Origin of the sequence: Candidatus Pelagibacter sp. HIMB1746 (assembly GCF_052047555.1) — a bacterium.
In the GTDB taxonomy this organism is placed as follows: Bacteria; Pseudomonadota; Alphaproteobacteria; order Pelagibacterales; family Pelagibacteraceae; genus Pelagibacter.
The window spans coordinates 271477-288396 of record NZ_JBNAJZ010000001.1 but is presented as its reverse complement, the minus strand read 5'-3'; the positions used below and the strand labels follow the sequence as shown (position 1 = coordinate 288396).

Genomic DNA, 16920 nt, shown 5'->3' with positions numbered 1-16920 from the left:
TTACCAAGAAGAGTTTGGTCCTTTTAAAAATTCTATTTCTTCTTCAGTAGACTCTCTTCCTAAAATTTCATTTCTATGTGGGTATCTATGAAACTGTCTAATTGCTTTAGTGTGGTCTTGCCAAAATTTTTTAATCTTATTGTATCCTTCATGTTCTCTTAAATATTTATTTAATAAGTAATAAGCCATTTCATGATCACTAATTTCTTCACTATGAATTAAAGGTAAAAGCATAAAAAATCTTTGGTCAACATTCATAGCTTCTAAATATCCAGAATACACTGCATCATTTACTATCAATCTAGTTTTTTGATCTTGAGCAAATGCTTTTTTATCATCTCTAAACATATTTCTTGAAAATTGATCAAACAAAATTACCAAAGCTAAACAGCTCATGGGATTATCCTGCCAATCATCATATTCATTTTGACAAGCAAGTTCATAATCTTTTAAAAAATTATCCTTTATTTTTCGATCAAATTTATCATCCTTCTTAAATCTCATCTCAAAAGGAGTTTCTTTAAACCAAAAATCTAGGATTACTTGAGCTCTTTCTGGTATCATTAAATAGCTGGCTTTAACAATTTTAAAACTTTTTGATGGTTTATTTTATTGTTGGAAACAATAATATTTCCTCCTATTACAGGATTTTTATTTTCCCAAGTTGTAACAATTGCACCTGCTGCTCTCATAATTGGAATTAAGGGATGAATATCCCAAATTTTATTTGCACATTGAAAAACTATTTCGATCCTACCTTCTGCTAACTGACAATATGTAAGTGCATCAAAGCAAGGAAATTGCATACGGTCTATAAATTTTTTTATTTTCATCTGTTTTTTTAAAGGCAATTGATTATGGAAAGCTGCAGCTAATTTCGAATTTGCAAAATTTAATTTAGAATTAACTTTTAGTTTTCTTTTTTTATTGTTTTCAAAAACGTATGCGGTGTTTTTATTTACATTTAAGTAATATTTTTTCATTTTAGGGAAATTTGCTAATCCTAAAATTGGCTCTCCATTATAATTTAATGAAATCAAATTACTCCAACTAGGATTACCAACAACATACGATCTAGTTCCATCAATTGGGTCTATTACCCATGAAAATTCACTTTTAGTATTTTTGTGACCGTATTCCTCACCTATAATTTGATGATCTGGAAATCTTTTAGAAATTTTGGACCTTATAAACTTTTCAAAAGCTTTATCAGATGTAGTTACAGGATCGTAACCTTTACCTTTCATCTTATTTGCAATCTTGAATGGCTTATCTAACTTAGCGTAATAAAATTTTGTTAGATCTTTTGCTAACTGGTTTAAAAAACTTGAAAATACTGGATATTTTTTTGTATCAAAATTATTCACAAAGAACTCTTACTATTTAATTTATATTGATTAAAGTTAAATTTTAAATAATGCTCAAGTATTATTTATGAAAATTGAGCTTCACGAAAATAAAGTTTACTTCAATAACGGTACTGAAAAAAAAGAAATACATCCTTTTTGGTTAAGAGAAAGAGTGGATGGTGAAGAATTTGTTGATAAAGGAACTCAACAAAGACTTTTTGACCCAACTAGTTTGAGCAATGATATAATCATTAATAAAGCTTCTATTCATGAGGAATTTTTAGAAGTTAACTTTAATGATGGAATTAGTTCTAAGCTTAATCTTAGTAAAATTGCTTTAGAATTCTCAAAAGAAGATACAGTTATAAAATCTATAGAAAAAACTAAATGGGATTCCAGTTTAAGCAATATCAAAAATTTTGAATATCAAGATAATTTTTATGAAAGTAAAGAAATGCATGACTTACTCGTTTCTTTCTATAAGTTTGGGTTTGTTGTAATTAAAAATATACCAACAACTAAAAATTATATTGTTGAGTTTGCAAACTCAATTGGCAGTGTTAGACGAACAAACTTTGGAGAATATTTTGATGTTAAATCAAAACCTGACCCTAATGATCTTGCATATACTTCGTTAGCTCTTGCACCGCACACAGATAATCCATATCGAAACCCTGTCCCATGCATCCAACTTTTGCATTGCATAGAGAGTAAAGTTTCAGGAGGATATTCTACATTGGTTGATGGATATACTGTTACTGAAGATTTAAAGAAAAGTTATCCTGATTATTATAAAATCTTAACAGAAATAAAAGTAAGATTTAAATTTATTGATAAAGAAGTAATTTTAGAATCTTTGTGTCCTTTAATTGAATTAGATGAACATAAAAATTTTAAACAAGTAAGATTTAGTCCAAGATTAGATTTTGTTCCAATATTAGATAAAGAAGAATTAGATTTATACTATCAAGCAAGAAAAAAACTGTCTGAAATGTACAATTCAGATAAATATAGAATAGAATTTAAACTTGCTCCAAAAGATTTAATGATGATGGATAATCATAGGTTGCTTCATGGACGAACAGTTTATGATGCTAATGAAGGAGAAAGATTTTTACAAGGATGCTATATAGACTACGATAGTACCGAAGGAAAATTAAGACACTTAAAAAGAAAGTTTAATCTATAGAAATATTTTCTATTTGAGCTTCTGCATCCCTAATAGATTTTTCATAGTCTAAAGCCATTTGATCAGCGCTTATAACTTCAACTTTTTCAATTCCAAAAAAATTTAAAATAAATTTTAACCAAGGCGTTAAAAAATCTTCTGAGCTATTTAGTTTTGTTCCGCCAGAAGTAATTACAAGATATGCTTTTTTATTTTTTAATAACCCTTCTCTTCTACCATTAGGTTTAAATTTAAAGGTTTCCCCTATTCTTGCAGCTAAATCTGACCAAGCTTTAAGAGTTGCGGGTGGTCCGTAATTATATATTGGAGCTGAAATTATAATAATATCACTCTCTTTTAATTCTTTTACAAGCTTGTCAGAAAGTTCAAACATTTTCTTATGTTCTTCAGTTTGATCTTTCTCATCAATTTTCATTCCAGATTCTGTTAAGCCACTTACAAAAAGCATTTCATCATCTAAGTCTCTATAAATTACTTCATCCTCTGGTTTTTTGATTTTTTCCAAAAGTTTTTTTGCTAACGCTCTCGATGTTGAGCCTTTTTTTCTAGCACTTGAATCTATTTGATAAATTTTCATTAATTACTTTAACCAAAGTTTTGCATAAAAGGAAAGATCTCAATTAAATAAAACCCAATTGCTTGCAATTTATTTGTAATAATTAATATTCCAGTTACTAAAAGAATTGCACCACCCACTTTTGATATAATATTTATATACTGACGCATATTTTTTGAAAAAATTAAAAATTTTTGAATTAAATATCCTGATAACACAAAAGGTATAGCTAAACCTAAAGAGTAAAAACTTAATAAAATTATTGCTCTTGATAAAGTATCTTCAATTGAAGCTAAAGCCAAAATTGATCCTAATATTGGACCGATACAAGGTGTCCATCCAAATCCAAAAGCAGCACCAATTATCACAGGAAAGAAAAAACTATCAATTTTTTTAAAATCAAATCTTCTATCAATATTTAAAAATCCAAAATTAAAAACACCTAATAATTGTAATGAAAAAAATATAACAATCAGTCCAGCGATTAATCTTAAAGATTGAGAGTTTTCTAACAATACTTTTCCTAAAAAAGATGCTGAAGCTCCAAAAATGATAAATACTAATGAAAAACCAAAACAAAATTTAATCAAAGGAACAATATTAAAATTTTGTTTCTCAGTTATTTCTTTAAGAGATTGGCCTGATACAAAAGATATATATCCAGGTATCAAAGGTAGAACGCATGGTGATAAAAAACTTATTAGCCCTGCTCCAAAAGCAATTAAATATTCAATCATCTATCCAGTGTTTTTCATTGCTGCAGAAATTCCTGCAATAGATGTCATTAAAGCATCGTCTAAATATTTCTTGTCTAAATTTTTGTATTTTTTATGTGTTAATTTATTCATTATATTTGCCTGAAGAATATTTAGCATCTCAGTGTAGTTGTTTCTGATAAATAAAGCTTTTCTAAACTCTTTCCTCTCTTTTATAACTTCTTTTGGAGTAATTTTATTGTGCAATTTGACCAATGCATCAAATTGAAACCTTAATCTTTTTCCAATTCTTATCAAAGATTTATCAGCTAAATTGTTTTCATAAATCACTGATATTTCAGGATCAACCTTTGAAATCACCATGTCCAAAATATCCATTGTTGATACAAAATAAGGCCAGTTCCTCTCCATATCTGTCATGGTTTTTTTAAATTTTTTAATTGATCCATATCTCAAAGCCTCAGTTGTACCGAGCCATGCAGGAAGCATTAATCTAATTTGTGTCCATGCAAATACCCAAGGAATAGCTCTTAAACTTTGAATATTATCAACATTTTTTCTCTTAGTGGGTCTTGAACCAATTGCAAGTTTTCCAAGAGATTTATGTGGTGTAACAGTTTTAAAATATCTAATAAAATCTTCGCTTTGATTTAAATACTTTCTGTAAGCAGATGTAGAAATCTCAGACATTTTTTGAATCAAATCTCGCCAATTTGGTTTTGATCTAGGAGGTGGATTTAAAGTAGCCTCCATCACTGCACCGATATAACTACATAGGTTGTATTCAGCTAAAGGCTTATATCCATATTTTTGCTGTATCACCTCTCCTTGATCAGTAATTCTAATTTTTCCATTTACTGTTCCAGATGGTTGAGATTTAAGAGTTGCCTGAATTGGTCCTCCTCCTCTTCCTGGAGATCCTCCTCTTCCATGAAAAAATACAAGATCTATTTTATATTTTTTGGCTAAATTTCTAAGTTCTTCTTGAAGTTTATATTGGTGCCAACTTGCAGATAGTTTTCCGGCGTCCTTACTAGAGTCTGAATATCCAATCATTACTTCTTGTTTTGAGCTGATCATTTTTCTGTACCAAGGAAGTTTAAATAAATTTTCCATAACACCTTTGGCATTCTTTAAATCATCTAAAGTTTCAAAAAGTGGTACTACTCTTAACAAATTCTTTGTTTCAGCCTGTAATTGCAATAAATAAACAGATAAAATATCAGATGCTTTTGAAGTCATTGAAATTACATAAGCACCCATACATTGCTCTGGCTCTTTAGATATTTGCTTAAATGTTCTCCAAACTTCTAAATTCTCTTTGTCTCTTAAATTAATTTTATGAACAAAAGATTTTTTTTGTTTTATTGATTTATTAAGTAATTTAATTTTCTTTTCTTCAGGTAATTGTGAATAATTTATTTTATTTTTCTTTTTAAATATTTCATTTAAAAGTTTTTCATGTCTATCAGACTCTTGTCTGATATCTAATCTTGCTAAATTTATTCCAAAACATCTAACTCTTCTTATCAAATCTAACAAATCTGCATTTGCAATATGTTGACCTTTGTTCATGTTTAAGGATGTTCTAACTTCTCTTAATGGATTTATAATTTCATACTTATCTTTTAGTAATTTATTTTCATCTAATGGTTTGTTATAATTTATATGTGCTTCAATTAACTGATGTGTTCTTCTTACTTTGTCTCTTAAAGGTCTTAAATAAACTCTATAAGGTTCAAAACTATTTCCAGTAACTTTTTTTATTGCTTGTGAACATTCTTCCATTGATAAATCTTGAATTAATTTTGTAAGTTCTCTTTCGTATAACTTTGCAGCTTGCCATCTTGAAAATAAAATCACTTTTTTTGTTACTTCAGATGTAACATTTGGATTTCCATCCCTATCTCCACCCATCCAGGAACCAAATTGAATAGGATTAAAATTTCTGGGAAGATCTTTATTTAAATTTTTCCTAAAAATATCATTCAACCTTTTATAAACTCTTGGAATTGTGTCCCATAAACTATCCTCTATTACAGCCAAACCCCATCTAGCTTCATCTAGTGGTGATGGTTTGGTTCTTTTTAATTCATCAGTTTTCCAAATAATGGCTATCTCCGAATACAGTTTTCGATCTATTTCAATAATCTTTGCAGGGTATTTTTTATATAGATGGCGTTGCTCCATCAAAGTAGTTAAATTTGCGTATTTTTGAATTAGTGTTCTTCTCTTAACTTCTGTTGGATGTGCTGTGAGTACTATTCCAATATCAAGTTTTGTTGCCTGATCATAAATTTTTTTGTCAGAGATTTTTCTATTTTTAAATAGATTGTTGATTATATCCTCAATAAATAGATTTTGTTTTTTGTTCTTAAAATATGGATTATCGTATTCATTAAGTTTTCTAGAAGCATCTAACGACTCAGCTAAATTCATTAAATTTAGAATATGTGAAAAAGCTCGAGTGACTTTAAAAGTTATTTCAGGTGAAAGCTTTCTTATGTCTTTTGAAATTTTGGAAAATACCTTACTTTTATTTTTATCTAATAAGGTGTTTTTAGATAATAATCTTAATCGCTCAACAATATTGAAAAATTTTGTGCCTTCTTGATCTTTAATTACTCTTCCAAGAAAAGTACCTAATAATCTTATATCTTCTCTTAAAAGCTTAGTAGGTATTCGTTCATAGTAAAGATCTCTCTGCTTCATTACTTAAAATAAATTTTTTTTGTAAAACTCCTTTTGTGTTTGTTTTTACACCAAAAAAGAATCCTGAATATCTAAATTTTCGCAAATCAGCCTTGTCCATTCCTTTTGTAGCTGTTGAAACGTACAGTTCTTGATTATTCTTACCACCAAACGCACAATTAGTAATATTTTTGGCTGGAAACTTAATTCTGTGAATTAATTTTGCTCTACTATTAAATACTGAGACACATGCCCCACGAAAATGTGCAACCCACAAATTTTTATTCTTATCTACAGTCATTCCATCTGGTGAACCTTCGTCTAAAGATAATTTTTTAAATATTTTTTTACTAATTATTTTATTATTTTTATTTATCTTAATTTTATAGATAGTTTTTTTAGGACTATCAGTGTGGTAAAAATTATATTGATCGATAAATGCTGGGCCATTTGTAATTCTATAATTTTTATCAACTCTAGTTAATTTTAAATTTTTATCTAATTTATACAAAGATCCTTTTTCAATTTTTCTCTCTAAATTATCCATAGTTCCAAACCAAAGATTTCCAGCAGGATCTGTTTTACCATCGTTTATTCTATTCAATTTTAATTTAGGTTCTATAGGTATCGATTTTAAAACTTTTTTTGATTTTAAATTTTGAATTCTTATTTCACCTTGCAATCCTAGAACAAATATATGATCTCTTATGTGAGCAATGAAACCTACTTCCTTATTTACTTTAAATATTTTCTTTTTTTTATTTTTTATATTTAAAGAACAAATTTTCTTTTTCTTTATATCAACAAAATAAATTGAGTTGTGTTCTTTAACCCAAAGTGTTCCTTCGCCTAAAGTACATCTTATTTTCCAAATAGGTTTTGGCTCTGTAGTTTTAATTTTATTCATTTACTTCGAACTCCTTAATAAAGTCCTCATTAGGATTTATACCAATACCTACATTGTCTGTCACTGATGCAAATCCATTATTGTTTTTAACTTGATCTAAAATTGAAAAATTTTCTTTTGGTAGATCTGTAATAAAGATATTTTTCTCTGTTGTATCAAATTCGAGCATAGATTTTGTTGGGAATAATCCCCCTGGCATATCTGGTTGTGCAGTCAATAAATGAAGATTTACCGCTATACTTACAGCAGATCCCCAAACATGATTAATTACAGGAACAAAGTTAGCCTGCGCCAAGGCTACAACTTTCAAATATTCTGTAATACCCCCTAATCCACATACCTCAGGTTGAGCTATATCAATGCAATCATTGTTAATTAATTTATTCCATCCATACTTTGTAAATTCTGCCTCACCTCCAGCTACACTAGTTGATATATTTTTTTTCAATTCTCGATAACCGTTGTAATCTTCAGGAGCGACAGGTTCTTCAAACCAATAAACATCTAGTTCATCAAGTCCTTTTCCAACATAAAGAGCATCTTTCAAATTATAAGCATGGTTAGCATCCACCATTAATTTAAAATCTTCGCCTATAGAATTTCTAACTGCTTGAACTAACTTTAAATCTTCTTTTGGACCTAATCCAACCTTCATTTTCATTGCTTTAAAGTTTTTTGATTTAATCTGTTTAGCCTCTTCTTCAAACAATGGAATTAGCTCATCAACTGATTTTTTTTGCAACATCATTCCATATCCATATACAGGAACTTCATTATTACATTTTCCACCAACAAGTTGGTAAAGAGGAGAGTTTGTTTTTTTTCCTAAGATATCCCATAGAGCTATGTCAACTCCTGACAAAGCTTGTATTGGCATTCCTTTTTGACCACTATCTCTTAAAAGATTGTAAACTTTTTGCCAGATATGTTCTTTATTCAAAGGATCCTCGCCTATTATTAAAGGCTGAATTACCTTTTCAACAATGAACTTATTGGCTAAAGCAATATTACCTGGACCAAAACATTCACCCCATCCTGTAATACCTTCGTCAGTTTGTACTTCAACCAAATGGGCTGTTCGGTGTTTATAATATTGTTGTGAATAACCTAGTTCTTTCTCTAACTCATATTTAAGTACATGACTTTTAATAGAAGTTATTTTCACAAAAGATTATAAAGCAACTACTTTAGAGTTTTGCTCTCCTAAATTTTCAATTGATAATCTCATTGTATCACCAGCTTTTAAGAATTGTTGTGGTTTCATTCCCATACCAACTCCTGGAGGTGTACCAGTTGTAATAATATCACCTGGCTGTAATGACATAAATTTACTTAAATAAGATACAATAACGTTAACATTAAAAATCATAGTATTAGTATTTCCAGTCTGCATTCTTTGACCATTAACATCTAAACTCATTTTTAAATTGTTGATGTCAGCAATTTCATCTTTTGTTACCAAGTAAGGTCCAATTGGTCCATATGTATCATGAGATTTTCCTTTAACCCATTGACCCATTTTTTCTATTTGCCATTCTCTTTCACTAATATCGTTAACTAAACAATAACCTAAAATGTGATCTTGTGATTGAGCTTCTGAAATATGTTTTGTATGTTTTCCAATTACAATTCCTAATTCTACTTCCCAGTCTAGTTTTTTTGAACCAGACACAATTTCGATATCATCGTTAGGACCATTGATACAACTTGTTGCTTTCATAAAAGTAATTGGTTCAGATGGAACTTCTGCTCCTGTTTCAGCAGCGTGATCTGAAAAATTTAAACCTATCGCAATAAATTTTCCTGGTTTTGTAATACATGAACCAATTCTTTCACTTGAAGATATCTCTGGAAGACTTTCTAAATCAGCGCTTTGTAATTTTGAAATAGTTTCAAAATTTAAATGATCAGGATTTAAATCTGAAATATGTGAACTGATATCTCTAATTTTACCATCTTTGTCTAAAGCTGCTGGTTTTTCTTGTCCTTTTTGGCCTACTCTTAATAATTTCATAATTGTCCTTTTGTTATTAAATTATATTGAAATTCCACCATCAACATGAATTGTACTTCCTGTTGTAAATGTTGAATCATCGCTAGCTAAATAAACAGCTACAGCTGCTATTTCTTCTGCTGTACCTAATCTTCCCATAGGTTGTCTTGCTATAAAATCTTTTTTTGCTTGAACAGGATCTGGACTTTGATTTACCCTATCTTGCCAAGAAGGTGAATAAACTGTGCCTGGCGCAATTGAATTACATCTAATATTTTGTTTAACGAAATCTGCTGCAATCGCCTTTGTTAAACCAATCACCGCACCCTTTGTTGTTCCATAAACAAATCTATTTGGAAAACCTTTAAAACTAGATGCACATGAAGATATATTAATAATACTTCCACCATTTTGTTTGACCATTAAAGGTAAAATAGCTTTACACATAAAATACATTGATTTCACATTTACATTTGATGAGAAATCCCAATCTTTTTCATCACATTCCAATATTGTTCCATGGTGAACAAATCCAACTGCATTAAATAAAACATCTACTTTATCAAGAGTTTTAGTAAATTCTAAGATAGCGTTGTTATCAGTTGAGTCTAATTTAGTAACTTTAATATCTGGATATTCTTTATTTAATTCTGCTAAAGTTTTATCGTTTAAATCTGTAGCTGTTACATGAGCTCCTTCTTTATGAAATGCAATTGCTGTTGCTTTTCCAATTCCTTGTCCTGCTGCTGTTACAACAATTTGTTTCCCATTAAGTCTTCCACTCATTTTTTATTTATCCTTTCAATCTCGTTATAAAGTGAACTGTGATCAGTGTTACCATGACCATTATCAACTAAAGTCTTATACATTTCTTTAACTAAATTTGAAATAGGTAAATGAGTATTATAAGAATTTGCACATTCTAAAATATTATTCATATCTTTCAAATGAGTATAAGTCTTACCCTTGGGGCTAAAATCTTTATCAATCATTCTTTTTCCATGTGTTTGAAGTATTTTACTATCTGCCCATCCACCAGAAAGAGCTTTGATTAATTTATTTGGGTCTGCTCCAGCTTTTTCACACAATGTTATGGCTTCTGCAACAGCTCCTATTGTAACTCCAACAACAATTTGATTTGCTAGTTTTGATACTTGTCCACTTCCAATAGGTCCAACTAATGTTGGGTTTCCCATTGCTTTTAAAATTTTTTCAGAATTATCAAAAACACTTTGTTCACCACCAACCATGATAGCTAGTGAAGCTTCTTCTGCTCCGATTGTTCCTCCTGAAACTGGTGCATCTAAATAATTTACATTTTTTGATTTTAAATTAGTTCCATGTTTTGTTGCTGTTGTGGGTTTTACAGAACTCATATCAATGACTGTTGAGCCTGATTTTAAATTGTCTAGAAAATCTGAACTAGAAGTTATTGCATCTACAGCACTATCATCAGTTAACATAGTAATAATAAAATCGCTGTCTTTAACTACATCACCTATAGTTTTTGAAATTTCTGCACCAAACTCTTTTAGTGGTTCTGCTTTTTCTATTGATCTATTAAAGGCTTTTAATTTAAATCCAGATTTTAATATATTTTTAGCCATTGGAAGGCCCATTAGGCCTGTTCCAATAAATCCAATTGTTATCATGGTTTTGGTTTAAACTCGTGGAAATTTTGTGTCATTGCCTCAGGGAAGAACATAACACATGCTAATACAATTAACTGAATTACTATAAATGGAGCAAAACCTCTAAAGATATCTGTTAAAGATATGTGTGGAGGAGCAACCGATTTTAAATAGAAAGCGGCGGGCCCAAATGGTGGACTTAAAAATGAAACCTGCATATTTACACAGAATAATATTCCAAACCAAATAGGATCAAAACCAAGTGCAATTACAATTGGTAAAAATACTGGCATTGCTAATAATACGATTCCAACCCAGTCCATAAATGCTCCCATAATTAAGAACATAATCTGCATCATGAAAATTAAATACATTGGTTTCAAATCATACGCTAAAATTGTTTCTGCTACATATTTCGGTCCACCGGCAAGAGAATAAGCTCCTGCTAAAACCGTTGCACCAAAAGTAATAGTTAAAATTGTTCCAGATGCTTTGAAAGTTCTTGTTAATGCATCTTTAAATAAAAACCATGTCAGTTCTTTTCTTGCAAAAATAATAATTAATGTCGCAACAACACCCATTCCTGCTGCTTCGGTAATACCAGTCATTCCAGAATAAATTGAACCTAATACAATAATTACAATTCCAATTGGTGGAAGTAGACCTGGAAGGTAAGACATTTTTTCTTTTAAAGTTAAAGCCGGCTCATCACTCAATGGAGCTAAATGAGGTTGTAACCTTGTTCTAATAAGAATGTATGTAATAATTAAACCTGAAATCATTAAACCTGGAACAATTGCTTCTTGGAATAACATCGTAATAGAAGTCTCTGTTGTTAATCCATAAATAATTAAAACAATTGATGGAGGTATCATTGTTCCTAAAGATCCAGATGCACAAATAATACCAATAGACATGTCTTGATCATATTTAAGTCTTAACATTTGCGGTAATGCAATTAATCCTAATAAAACTATTTCTCCTCCAATAATTCCACTCATTGCAGCCATGATAGTTGCCATGATTGCAGTAACTACACCTACTCCACCTCTAGTTTTTCTTAACCACGCGTTTAAAGCATCATAAAGATCTCGTGCAATATTCGAGCGTTCGAGCAAGGAGGCCATAAAGATAAACAAAGGTACTGATAAAAAAGAATAAGTAACAACCAGTGAGTAATACCTCGAAAGCAATATTCCTAATGCATGCTCACCTATGTATAAAAATACTAGTACTGCACCCATGAAACCTGATGCAAATCCCATCGGAACACCAATAGATATTAGTGCTAACAATCCCACTATTAATATTATCGAGAGTGTTCCTATTTCAAATTCCATATTACTTTAATTCTTTAGAAGGGTCGTATTGTTTTTCTTTTGGATTTCTCCAATCAATGATTAGGTTATTTACTGATTGAACTGCAATAAGAAATACGCATAAAAGTGTAAGTGGTTTCATTGTAGCTGGAATTGGAGGATCCCAATAAGTTGCAAATCTCTCCCAGGTAGTGAAAGATCTGTGTGCATCTTCCCATCCACCATAAATTACTGCTGTAGCAAAAAGAACAATAATTATAGTACTAATTAAGTCAAAAATTCTTTGAGTTGGTCTTCCAACCCAGTCGTAAAGTAAAACTATTCTAATATGGCTTCTTAATCTAGTTGCATATATTCCACCAACCAAATAGCAAACACCAGCAAGCCATAAACATAACTCATTTGCCCACAAGGTTGGCTTAAATAATACATATCGCATAAAAATTTCATACATCATCACAATTACAATTACAGGAATTAAATATTTTATTGTGTGACTTAAAAATAAGGAAACTCTATCAATCCAATTAATTGGAAAATCATCTTTACTCGCTACTTTTTCATTCTGTTCTTGTAACTCTTTATCTATCATTGAGTAAAAATTTTAGATTTTATTCGAAGGGCCTTTTCAGGCCCTTCAAAATTTATTTATTACATAATACCATTAGCTTTCATGTAAGCTTTGTGTATTTCGATTAAAGCCGCAGCTTCTGGAGATTTAGTCTTCCATTCTTCCCAAGCAGCAAGTGCAGCTGTTCTGAATTTAAGTCTATCTTCTCTAGACCAGTCATGAAGAGTAACGCCCATTTCATTTAAAGCTTTTACAGCTTCAGCGTTTTTTCTCTCAACTAAGCTAGTAATAGTTCTTCCAGCGATTTCTATTCCTGCTTTCATAGCACCTTGCTCATGAGGCTTTAACTTGTTCCATACTTTTGTGTTACAAGCTAAGTGGTCAGCCGGCATAGAGTGGAAACCTGGGTATGTAGCATATTTGTTTTGCTCATAGTGTCCACCAGCATAGTTAGTTGCTAAAGATGAATAGTCAGCACCATCGATTAGACCAGTTTGTAAAGCTGTAGGAACTTCACCAAAGTCCATAACGATTGGTTTCGCACCTAAAGTTGTAAAGATCATACTTTCCATTCCTGGAGGTGATCTAAATTTAAAGTCTTTCAATGAAGCAACATCTGGAATTGGTCTGCTAGATATTAAAGACTCGTGTCCTGGTATCCACCAACCAATTAAAGTCATTCCATATTTGTTGTATAATGCATCAACAGCTTCTTGAGCACCTGGGTAGTTCAAGAATTCATATTGTTGGTATGGGTTATCATATCCACCCATTACATCACCTGCGAATTGGAACGCTGCATTTTTACCAGTTTGGTAACCAGCACCAGTCATATCACAATCGATAATTCCAGTTTGTGCAGAGTTAAATACCTCAGCAGATTTACCTGTTACTGAAGATGAGTAGAACATTTCAATTTTCAAGCTTCCACCAGAAAACTTTTCTACATTTTTTGCGAACTGAGCCGCAACTTCACCATTTGGTGAGCTAGCAGTAAAGTGAGTTTCAATCTTTAAAGTCTTTGCATTTGCAGAGCCAAATAAAGCAACTGAAACCATAGCCACTGCTGCTAAAGTTTTAGATATTAATTTAAACATTATCTTCCTCTCGTTTATGTTTTTTGAAAGTTAATCATAAATGATTTTCTATTTCAATTAAATCAGTTTAGTTATTATATATAGAAATTATATATATTTTATAAACACAGAGAATAGAATTGTTCTAAACTACTTCTGAAATCAAGGGTTTTTTATTGAAAAAACAGTAAATATTATCAACTGCCATCATACTCATTGCAAGACGTGTTTCATGTGTCGCACTACCTACATGAGGAAGTACAAAACAGTTATCTAGTTTTAAATATCTGTTATCTAAATTTGGTTCATTGTTAAAAACATCTAAACCGGCTGCATAAATTTTTTTATTTTCTAATGCATCAATTAATGCATCGTCATCAATTGTTGATCCCCTTGATGTATTTATGATAACTGCATGTTTTGGTAATAAGCTTATTGTATCTTTATTAAGAATGTATTTTGTTTCTGCGGTAGCTGGTGTGTGTATGCTTACAAAATCACAATTTGGTAACATCAAATTTAAATCTGAATAATATTTTGCACCATCTTCTAAATCTGCAGACAACTTATTTCTATTATAATAAATTATTTTCATTCCAAATGCTTTTGCACTTTTAGCAGCCATTCTTCCTATTCGTCCCATACCAATAATACCTAAAGTTTTGCCAGTAACTGAGTTACCAATCATAAATTTAGTTAAGTCAGGTTTTTGATTTTTCCAATTATCAGTTCTAACTAAATTATAAGCTTCGCCAATTCTTCTTGAGGCAGCTAATATTAAAAGAATAGTCAGTTCTGCAACAGCTTCGTTTAACACGTTAGGTGTATTGGTAACTTTTATTTTTTTTTCTAAAGCAGAGTTAACAGAAATATTATCGTACCCTACTCCTACCTGAGCAATGATTTTTAATTTACCATTTAGATTATTAAAAAAATTTTCTCCAATTTTATCAAATCCTGTAGAAATCATCCCATCATAGTCGTTTATTATCTTAATTAATTCACTTTCTGGAATTGGCTCGTCTTTTGGATTTAATGTTACATCAAATTCTTTACTTAATTTTTCTTCTGCTAAATCTGAAATTTTTCTAGAAACTAATATCTTTGGTTTCATTTAATGTGAGTCTCTAGGTAAACCTTTTGTATGAGATACATCCAAATATTTTCCTCTAGAATTAATACAAGCACCATCATCTAATTGACCTACTGTATTTCTGAATATTTCTTGCCAAGGAGTTTGATTATTTGCTTTAAATTTCTTTCTATTTTTTCTTCGCTTCTTAAACTCAGCCTGAGAAATTAGTAAATCAACTCTTCTTTTATTTAAATCAATTTTAATTTTGTCACCTGTTTTAACTATTCCTAAATCTCCTCCAACTGCAGACTCTGGTGACACATGAAGTATTGAAGGACTTTCAGATGTTCCGCTTTGCCTTCCATCTCCTAAAGTAGGAAGATGTCTAATACCTTTTTTTAACAATCTGTCAGGTGGTTGCATGTTCACAACTTCTGCAGAACCAGGGTAACCTACTGGACCACATCCTCTAACAATTAATATTGAGTTCTCATCAATTTTTAATTTCTTATCATTAAGTCTTTTATGGTAATCTTCAGGACCTTCAAAAACAATTGCCTTACACTCAAAAGCATTCAGATGTTTAGGGTTTGATAGATATTGATCTCTAAATTCTTTACTGATTACTGATGTTTTCATTATTGCAGATGAGAAGAAATTACTTCTCATAACTAAAAAACCAGCTTTTTCTGTTAGAGCATTTTTAAATGTTTTGATTACTTTGCTATCTACATCAATTTTCTTTTTCAAATTTTCACCAACTGTCTTTCCAGTTACAGTCTTTATATTAGTGTGAATTTTTTTATTCTTAATTAATTCTTTCATAACAGCTGGTATTGCACCTGCTCTGTGAAAACTTTCCATTAAATATTCACCAGCTGGCTGGCAGTTTACTAGCAAAGGAATATTATGACCTAATTTTTGCCAATCAGATAAATCAAACTTAATTCCCATGTGTTTAGCTATTGCACTTAAATGAGTTGTGCAGTTACTTGATCCACCTATTGCGCTTGCAACTACTACTGCGTTTTCAAATGCTTTACGTGTCATAATTTTTGATGGTGTTAAATCTTCATGAACCATTCCAACAATTCTTTTTCCAGTTTCATATGAAATCTGTTCTCTTTCTCTATAAGGTGCAGGAATTACAGCTCCTCCAGGTAGGGACATGCCTAAAGCTTCTGCAACTGAATTCATAGAAGATGCTGTTCCCATAGTATTGCAATGACCAGCGCTTGGCGCAGAAGATGCAACCATGTCCATAAATTCTTCGTATTTAATTTCTCCCTTAGCTAACATTTTTCTAGCTTCCCAAACTACTAATCCAGATCCGGCAAGTTTTCCTTTGTAAACTCCATCTAACATTGGGCCACCTGAAAGAACTATTGCAGGAATGTTAACTGTGGCTGCTGCCATTAATGCTGCAGGAGTAGTTTTATCACACCCTGTAGTTAAAATAACTCCATCGATTGGATAACCATACAAAACTTCTACCAAAGATAAATAAGATAAATTTCTATCCAGCATAGCTGTTGGTCTTTTTCCAGTTTCTTGAATAGGATGAGTTGGAAATTCCATTGGAATTCCTCCAGCTCTTCTGATCCCATCTTTAATTCTTTTAGTCAAAGACATAAAATGTCTGTTACATGGAGAAAGATCACTGCCCGATTGAGCAATACCTATAATTGGATTTCCTGATTGTAATTCTTTTCTCGTAAGACCATAGTTTAAATATCTTTCCAAATATAATGCGGTCATATCTGGATTTTTTGGGTTATTGAACCACTGCTGACTTCTAAAGACTTTTTTTCTTTTTTTAGGCATAAATTTTAATAATGGTTTGCAAG

The 16920-nt window shown here is 30.8% G+C and carries 16 protein-coding genes; 1 reads left to right on the top strand and 15 read right to left on the bottom strand.

From position 1 onward, the window contains the following. Positions 1-564 carry a DUF924 family protein gene (locus ACTTBM_RS01545; protein ID WP_440634435.1) on the bottom strand — a complete coding sequence of 188 codons (564 nt, stop codon included), beginning with the start codon at positions 562-564 and terminating at the stop codon, positions 1-3. Next, positions 564-1367, bottom strand: a complete 804-nt coding sequence (locus tag ACTTBM_RS01540; protein ID WP_440634434.1) for an inositol monophosphatase family protein — start codon at positions 1365-1367, stop codon at positions 564-566. The genes ACTTBM_RS01545 and ACTTBM_RS01540 overlap by 1 nt, the downstream gene beginning before the upstream one ends. Positions 1368-1434: 67 nt before the next feature. Between ACTTBM_RS01540 and ACTTBM_RS01535 the strand changes: the two genes are divergently transcribed. Further along, on the top strand, positions 1435-2538 hold the full coding sequence (locus tag ACTTBM_RS01535; protein WP_440634433.1) for a TauD/TfdA family dioxygenase: 1104 nt from the start codon (positions 1435-1437) through the stop codon (positions 2536-2538). Here ACTTBM_RS01535 and ACTTBM_RS01530 read toward each other — a convergent pair. The 13 genes from ACTTBM_RS01530 to ACTTBM_RS01470 all read right to left on the bottom strand — a co-directional run bounded on the left by ACTTBM_RS01530 (position 2528) and on the right by ACTTBM_RS01470 (position 16897). After that, positions 2528-3115 carry an FMN-dependent NADH-azoreductase gene (locus ACTTBM_RS01530; RefSeq protein ID WP_075505866.1) on the bottom strand — a complete coding sequence of 196 codons (588 nt, stop codon included), beginning with the start codon at positions 3113-3115 and terminating at the stop codon, positions 2528-2530. The two genes, ACTTBM_RS01535 and ACTTBM_RS01530, sit on opposite strands and share 11 nt — an antisense overlap. 8 nt (positions 3116-3123) lie before the next feature. Then, entirely contained in the window at positions 3124-3831 is a 708-nt protein-coding gene (locus ACTTBM_RS01525) for a cytochrome c biogenesis CcdA family protein (protein ID WP_440634432.1), read from the bottom strand. Further along, positions 3832-6522 carry a phosphoenolpyruvate carboxylase gene (ppc, locus tag ACTTBM_RS01520; protein ID WP_440634431.1) on the bottom strand — a complete coding sequence of 897 codons (2691 nt, stop codon included), beginning with the start codon at positions 6520-6522 and terminating at the stop codon, positions 3832-3834. Next, entirely contained in the window at positions 6497-7408 is a 912-nt protein-coding gene (locus ACTTBM_RS01515; protein ID WP_440634430.1) for an SMP-30/gluconolactonase/LRE family protein, read from the bottom strand. Before ACTTBM_RS01515 ends, ppc begins: the two co-directional genes overlap by 26 nt. Then, positions 7401-8573 (bottom strand): mandelate racemase/muconate lactonizing enzyme family protein, encoded by a 1173-nt coding sequence (locus tag ACTTBM_RS01510; protein ID WP_440634429.1) that lies wholly within the window; start codon positions 8571-8573, stop codon positions 7401-7403. The genes ACTTBM_RS01515 and ACTTBM_RS01510 overlap by 8 nt, the downstream gene beginning before the upstream one ends. Before the next feature lie 6 nt (positions 8574-8579). Then, the gene (locus ACTTBM_RS01505) at positions 8580-9422 is read right to left on the bottom strand and encodes a fumarylacetoacetate hydrolase family protein (protein WP_440634427.1); all 843 of its coding nucleotides are present in this window, start codon (positions 9420-9422) and stop codon (positions 8580-8582) included. A 21-nt stretch (positions 9423-9443) separates the two neighbouring features. Then, the gene (locus ACTTBM_RS01500) at positions 9444-10187 is read right to left on the bottom strand and encodes an SDR family oxidoreductase (protein ID WP_440634426.1); all 744 of its coding nucleotides are present in this window, start codon (positions 10185-10187) and stop codon (positions 9444-9446) included. Continuing rightward, positions 10184-11053 carry an NAD(P)-dependent oxidoreductase gene (locus ACTTBM_RS01495; RefSeq protein ID WP_440634425.1) on the bottom strand — a complete coding sequence of 290 codons (870 nt, stop codon included), beginning with the start codon at positions 11051-11053 and terminating at the stop codon, positions 10184-10186. Before ACTTBM_RS01495 ends, ACTTBM_RS01500 begins: the two co-directional genes overlap by 4 nt. Next, positions 11050-12372 carry a TRAP transporter large permease gene (locus ACTTBM_RS01490; protein ID WP_075506115.1) on the bottom strand — a complete coding sequence of 441 codons (1323 nt, stop codon included), beginning with the start codon at positions 12370-12372 and terminating at the stop codon, positions 11050-11052. Before ACTTBM_RS01490 ends, ACTTBM_RS01495 begins: the two co-directional genes overlap by 4 nt. 1 nt (position 12373) lies before the next feature. Next, positions 12374-12943 carry a TRAP transporter small permease subunit gene (locus ACTTBM_RS01485; RefSeq protein WP_262590473.1) on the bottom strand — a complete coding sequence of 190 codons (570 nt, stop codon included), beginning with the start codon at positions 12941-12943 and terminating at the stop codon, positions 12374-12376. Positions 12944-13002: 59 nt separating this feature from the next. Beyond that, positions 13003-14019 carry a TRAP transporter substrate-binding protein DctP gene (gene dctP, locus ACTTBM_RS01480; protein WP_440634424.1) on the bottom strand — a complete coding sequence of 339 codons (1017 nt, stop codon included), beginning with the start codon at positions 14017-14019 and terminating at the stop codon, positions 13003-13005. A 124-nt stretch (positions 14020-14143) separates the two neighbouring features. Further along, positions 14144-15112: a 2-hydroxyacid dehydrogenase gene (locus tag ACTTBM_RS01475; protein ID WP_440634423.1), complete on the bottom strand. Its 969-nt coding sequence runs from the start codon at positions 15110-15112 to the stop codon at positions 14144-14146. Beyond that, positions 15113-16897: an IlvD/Edd family dehydratase gene (locus ACTTBM_RS01470; RefSeq protein WP_440634422.1), complete on the bottom strand. Its 1785-nt coding sequence runs from the start codon at positions 16895-16897 to the stop codon at positions 15113-15115. It abuts the gene before it with no gap. Between the last annotated feature and the right edge of the window lie 23 nt (positions 16898-16920).

What these genes read in the sequence shown, in the direction of transcription:
- ACTTBM_RS01495 (WP_440634425.1), bottom strand. Translation starts at nt 11,053, where the DNA reads ATGATAACAATTGGATTTATTGGAACAGGCCTAATGGGCCTTCCAATG.
- ACTTBM_RS01500 (WP_440634426.1), bottom strand. Translation starts at nt 10,187, where the DNA reads ATGAGTGGAAGACTTAATGGGAAACAAATTGTTGTAACAGCAGCAGGA.
- ACTTBM_RS01505 (WP_440634427.1), bottom strand. Translation starts at nt 9,422, where the DNA reads ATGAAATTATTAAGAGTAGGCCAAAAAGGACAAGAAAAACCAGCAGCT.
- ACTTBM_RS01525 (WP_440634432.1), bottom strand. Translation starts at nt 3,831, where the DNA reads ATGATTGAATATTTAATTGCTTTTGGAGCAGGGCTAATAAGTTTTTTA.
- dctP (WP_440634424.1), bottom strand. Translation starts at nt 14,019, where the DNA reads ATGTTTAAATTAATATCTAAAACTTTAGCAGCAGTGGCTATGGTTTCA.
- ACTTBM_RS01475 (WP_440634423.1), bottom strand. Translation starts at nt 15,112, where the DNA reads ATGAAACCAAAGATATTAGTTTCTAGAAAAATTTCAGATTTAGCAGAA.
- ACTTBM_RS01515 (WP_440634430.1), bottom strand. Translation starts at nt 7,408, where the DNA reads ATGAATAAAATTAAAACTACAGAGCCAAAACCTATTTGGAAAATAAGA.
- ACTTBM_RS01535 (WP_440634433.1), top strand. Translation starts at nt 1,435, where the DNA reads ATGAAAATTGAGCTTCACGAAAATAAAGTTTACTTCAATAACGGTACT.
- ACTTBM_RS01545 (WP_440634435.1), bottom strand. Translation starts at nt 564, where the DNA reads ATGATACCAGAAAGAGCTCAAGTAATCCTAGATTTTTGGTTTAAAGAA.
- ACTTBM_RS01470 (WP_440634422.1), bottom strand. Translation starts at nt 16,897, where the DNA reads ATGCCTAAAAAAAGAAAAAAAGTCTTTAGAAGTCAGCAGTGGTTCAAT.
- ACTTBM_RS01530 (WP_075505866.1), bottom strand. Translation starts at nt 3,115, where the DNA reads ATGAAAATTTATCAAATAGATTCAAGTGCTAGAAAAAAAGGCTCAACA.
- ACTTBM_RS01485 (WP_262590473.1), bottom strand. Translation starts at nt 12,943, where the DNA reads ATGATAGATAAAGAGTTACAAGAACAGAATGAAAAAGTAGCGAGTAAA.
- ACTTBM_RS01490 (WP_075506115.1), bottom strand. Translation starts at nt 12,372, where the DNA reads ATGGAATTTGAAATAGGAACACTCTCGATAATATTAATAGTGGGATTG.
- ppc (WP_440634431.1), bottom strand. Translation starts at nt 6,522, where the DNA reads ATGAAGCAGAGAGATCTTTACTATGAACGAATACCTACTAAGCTTTTA.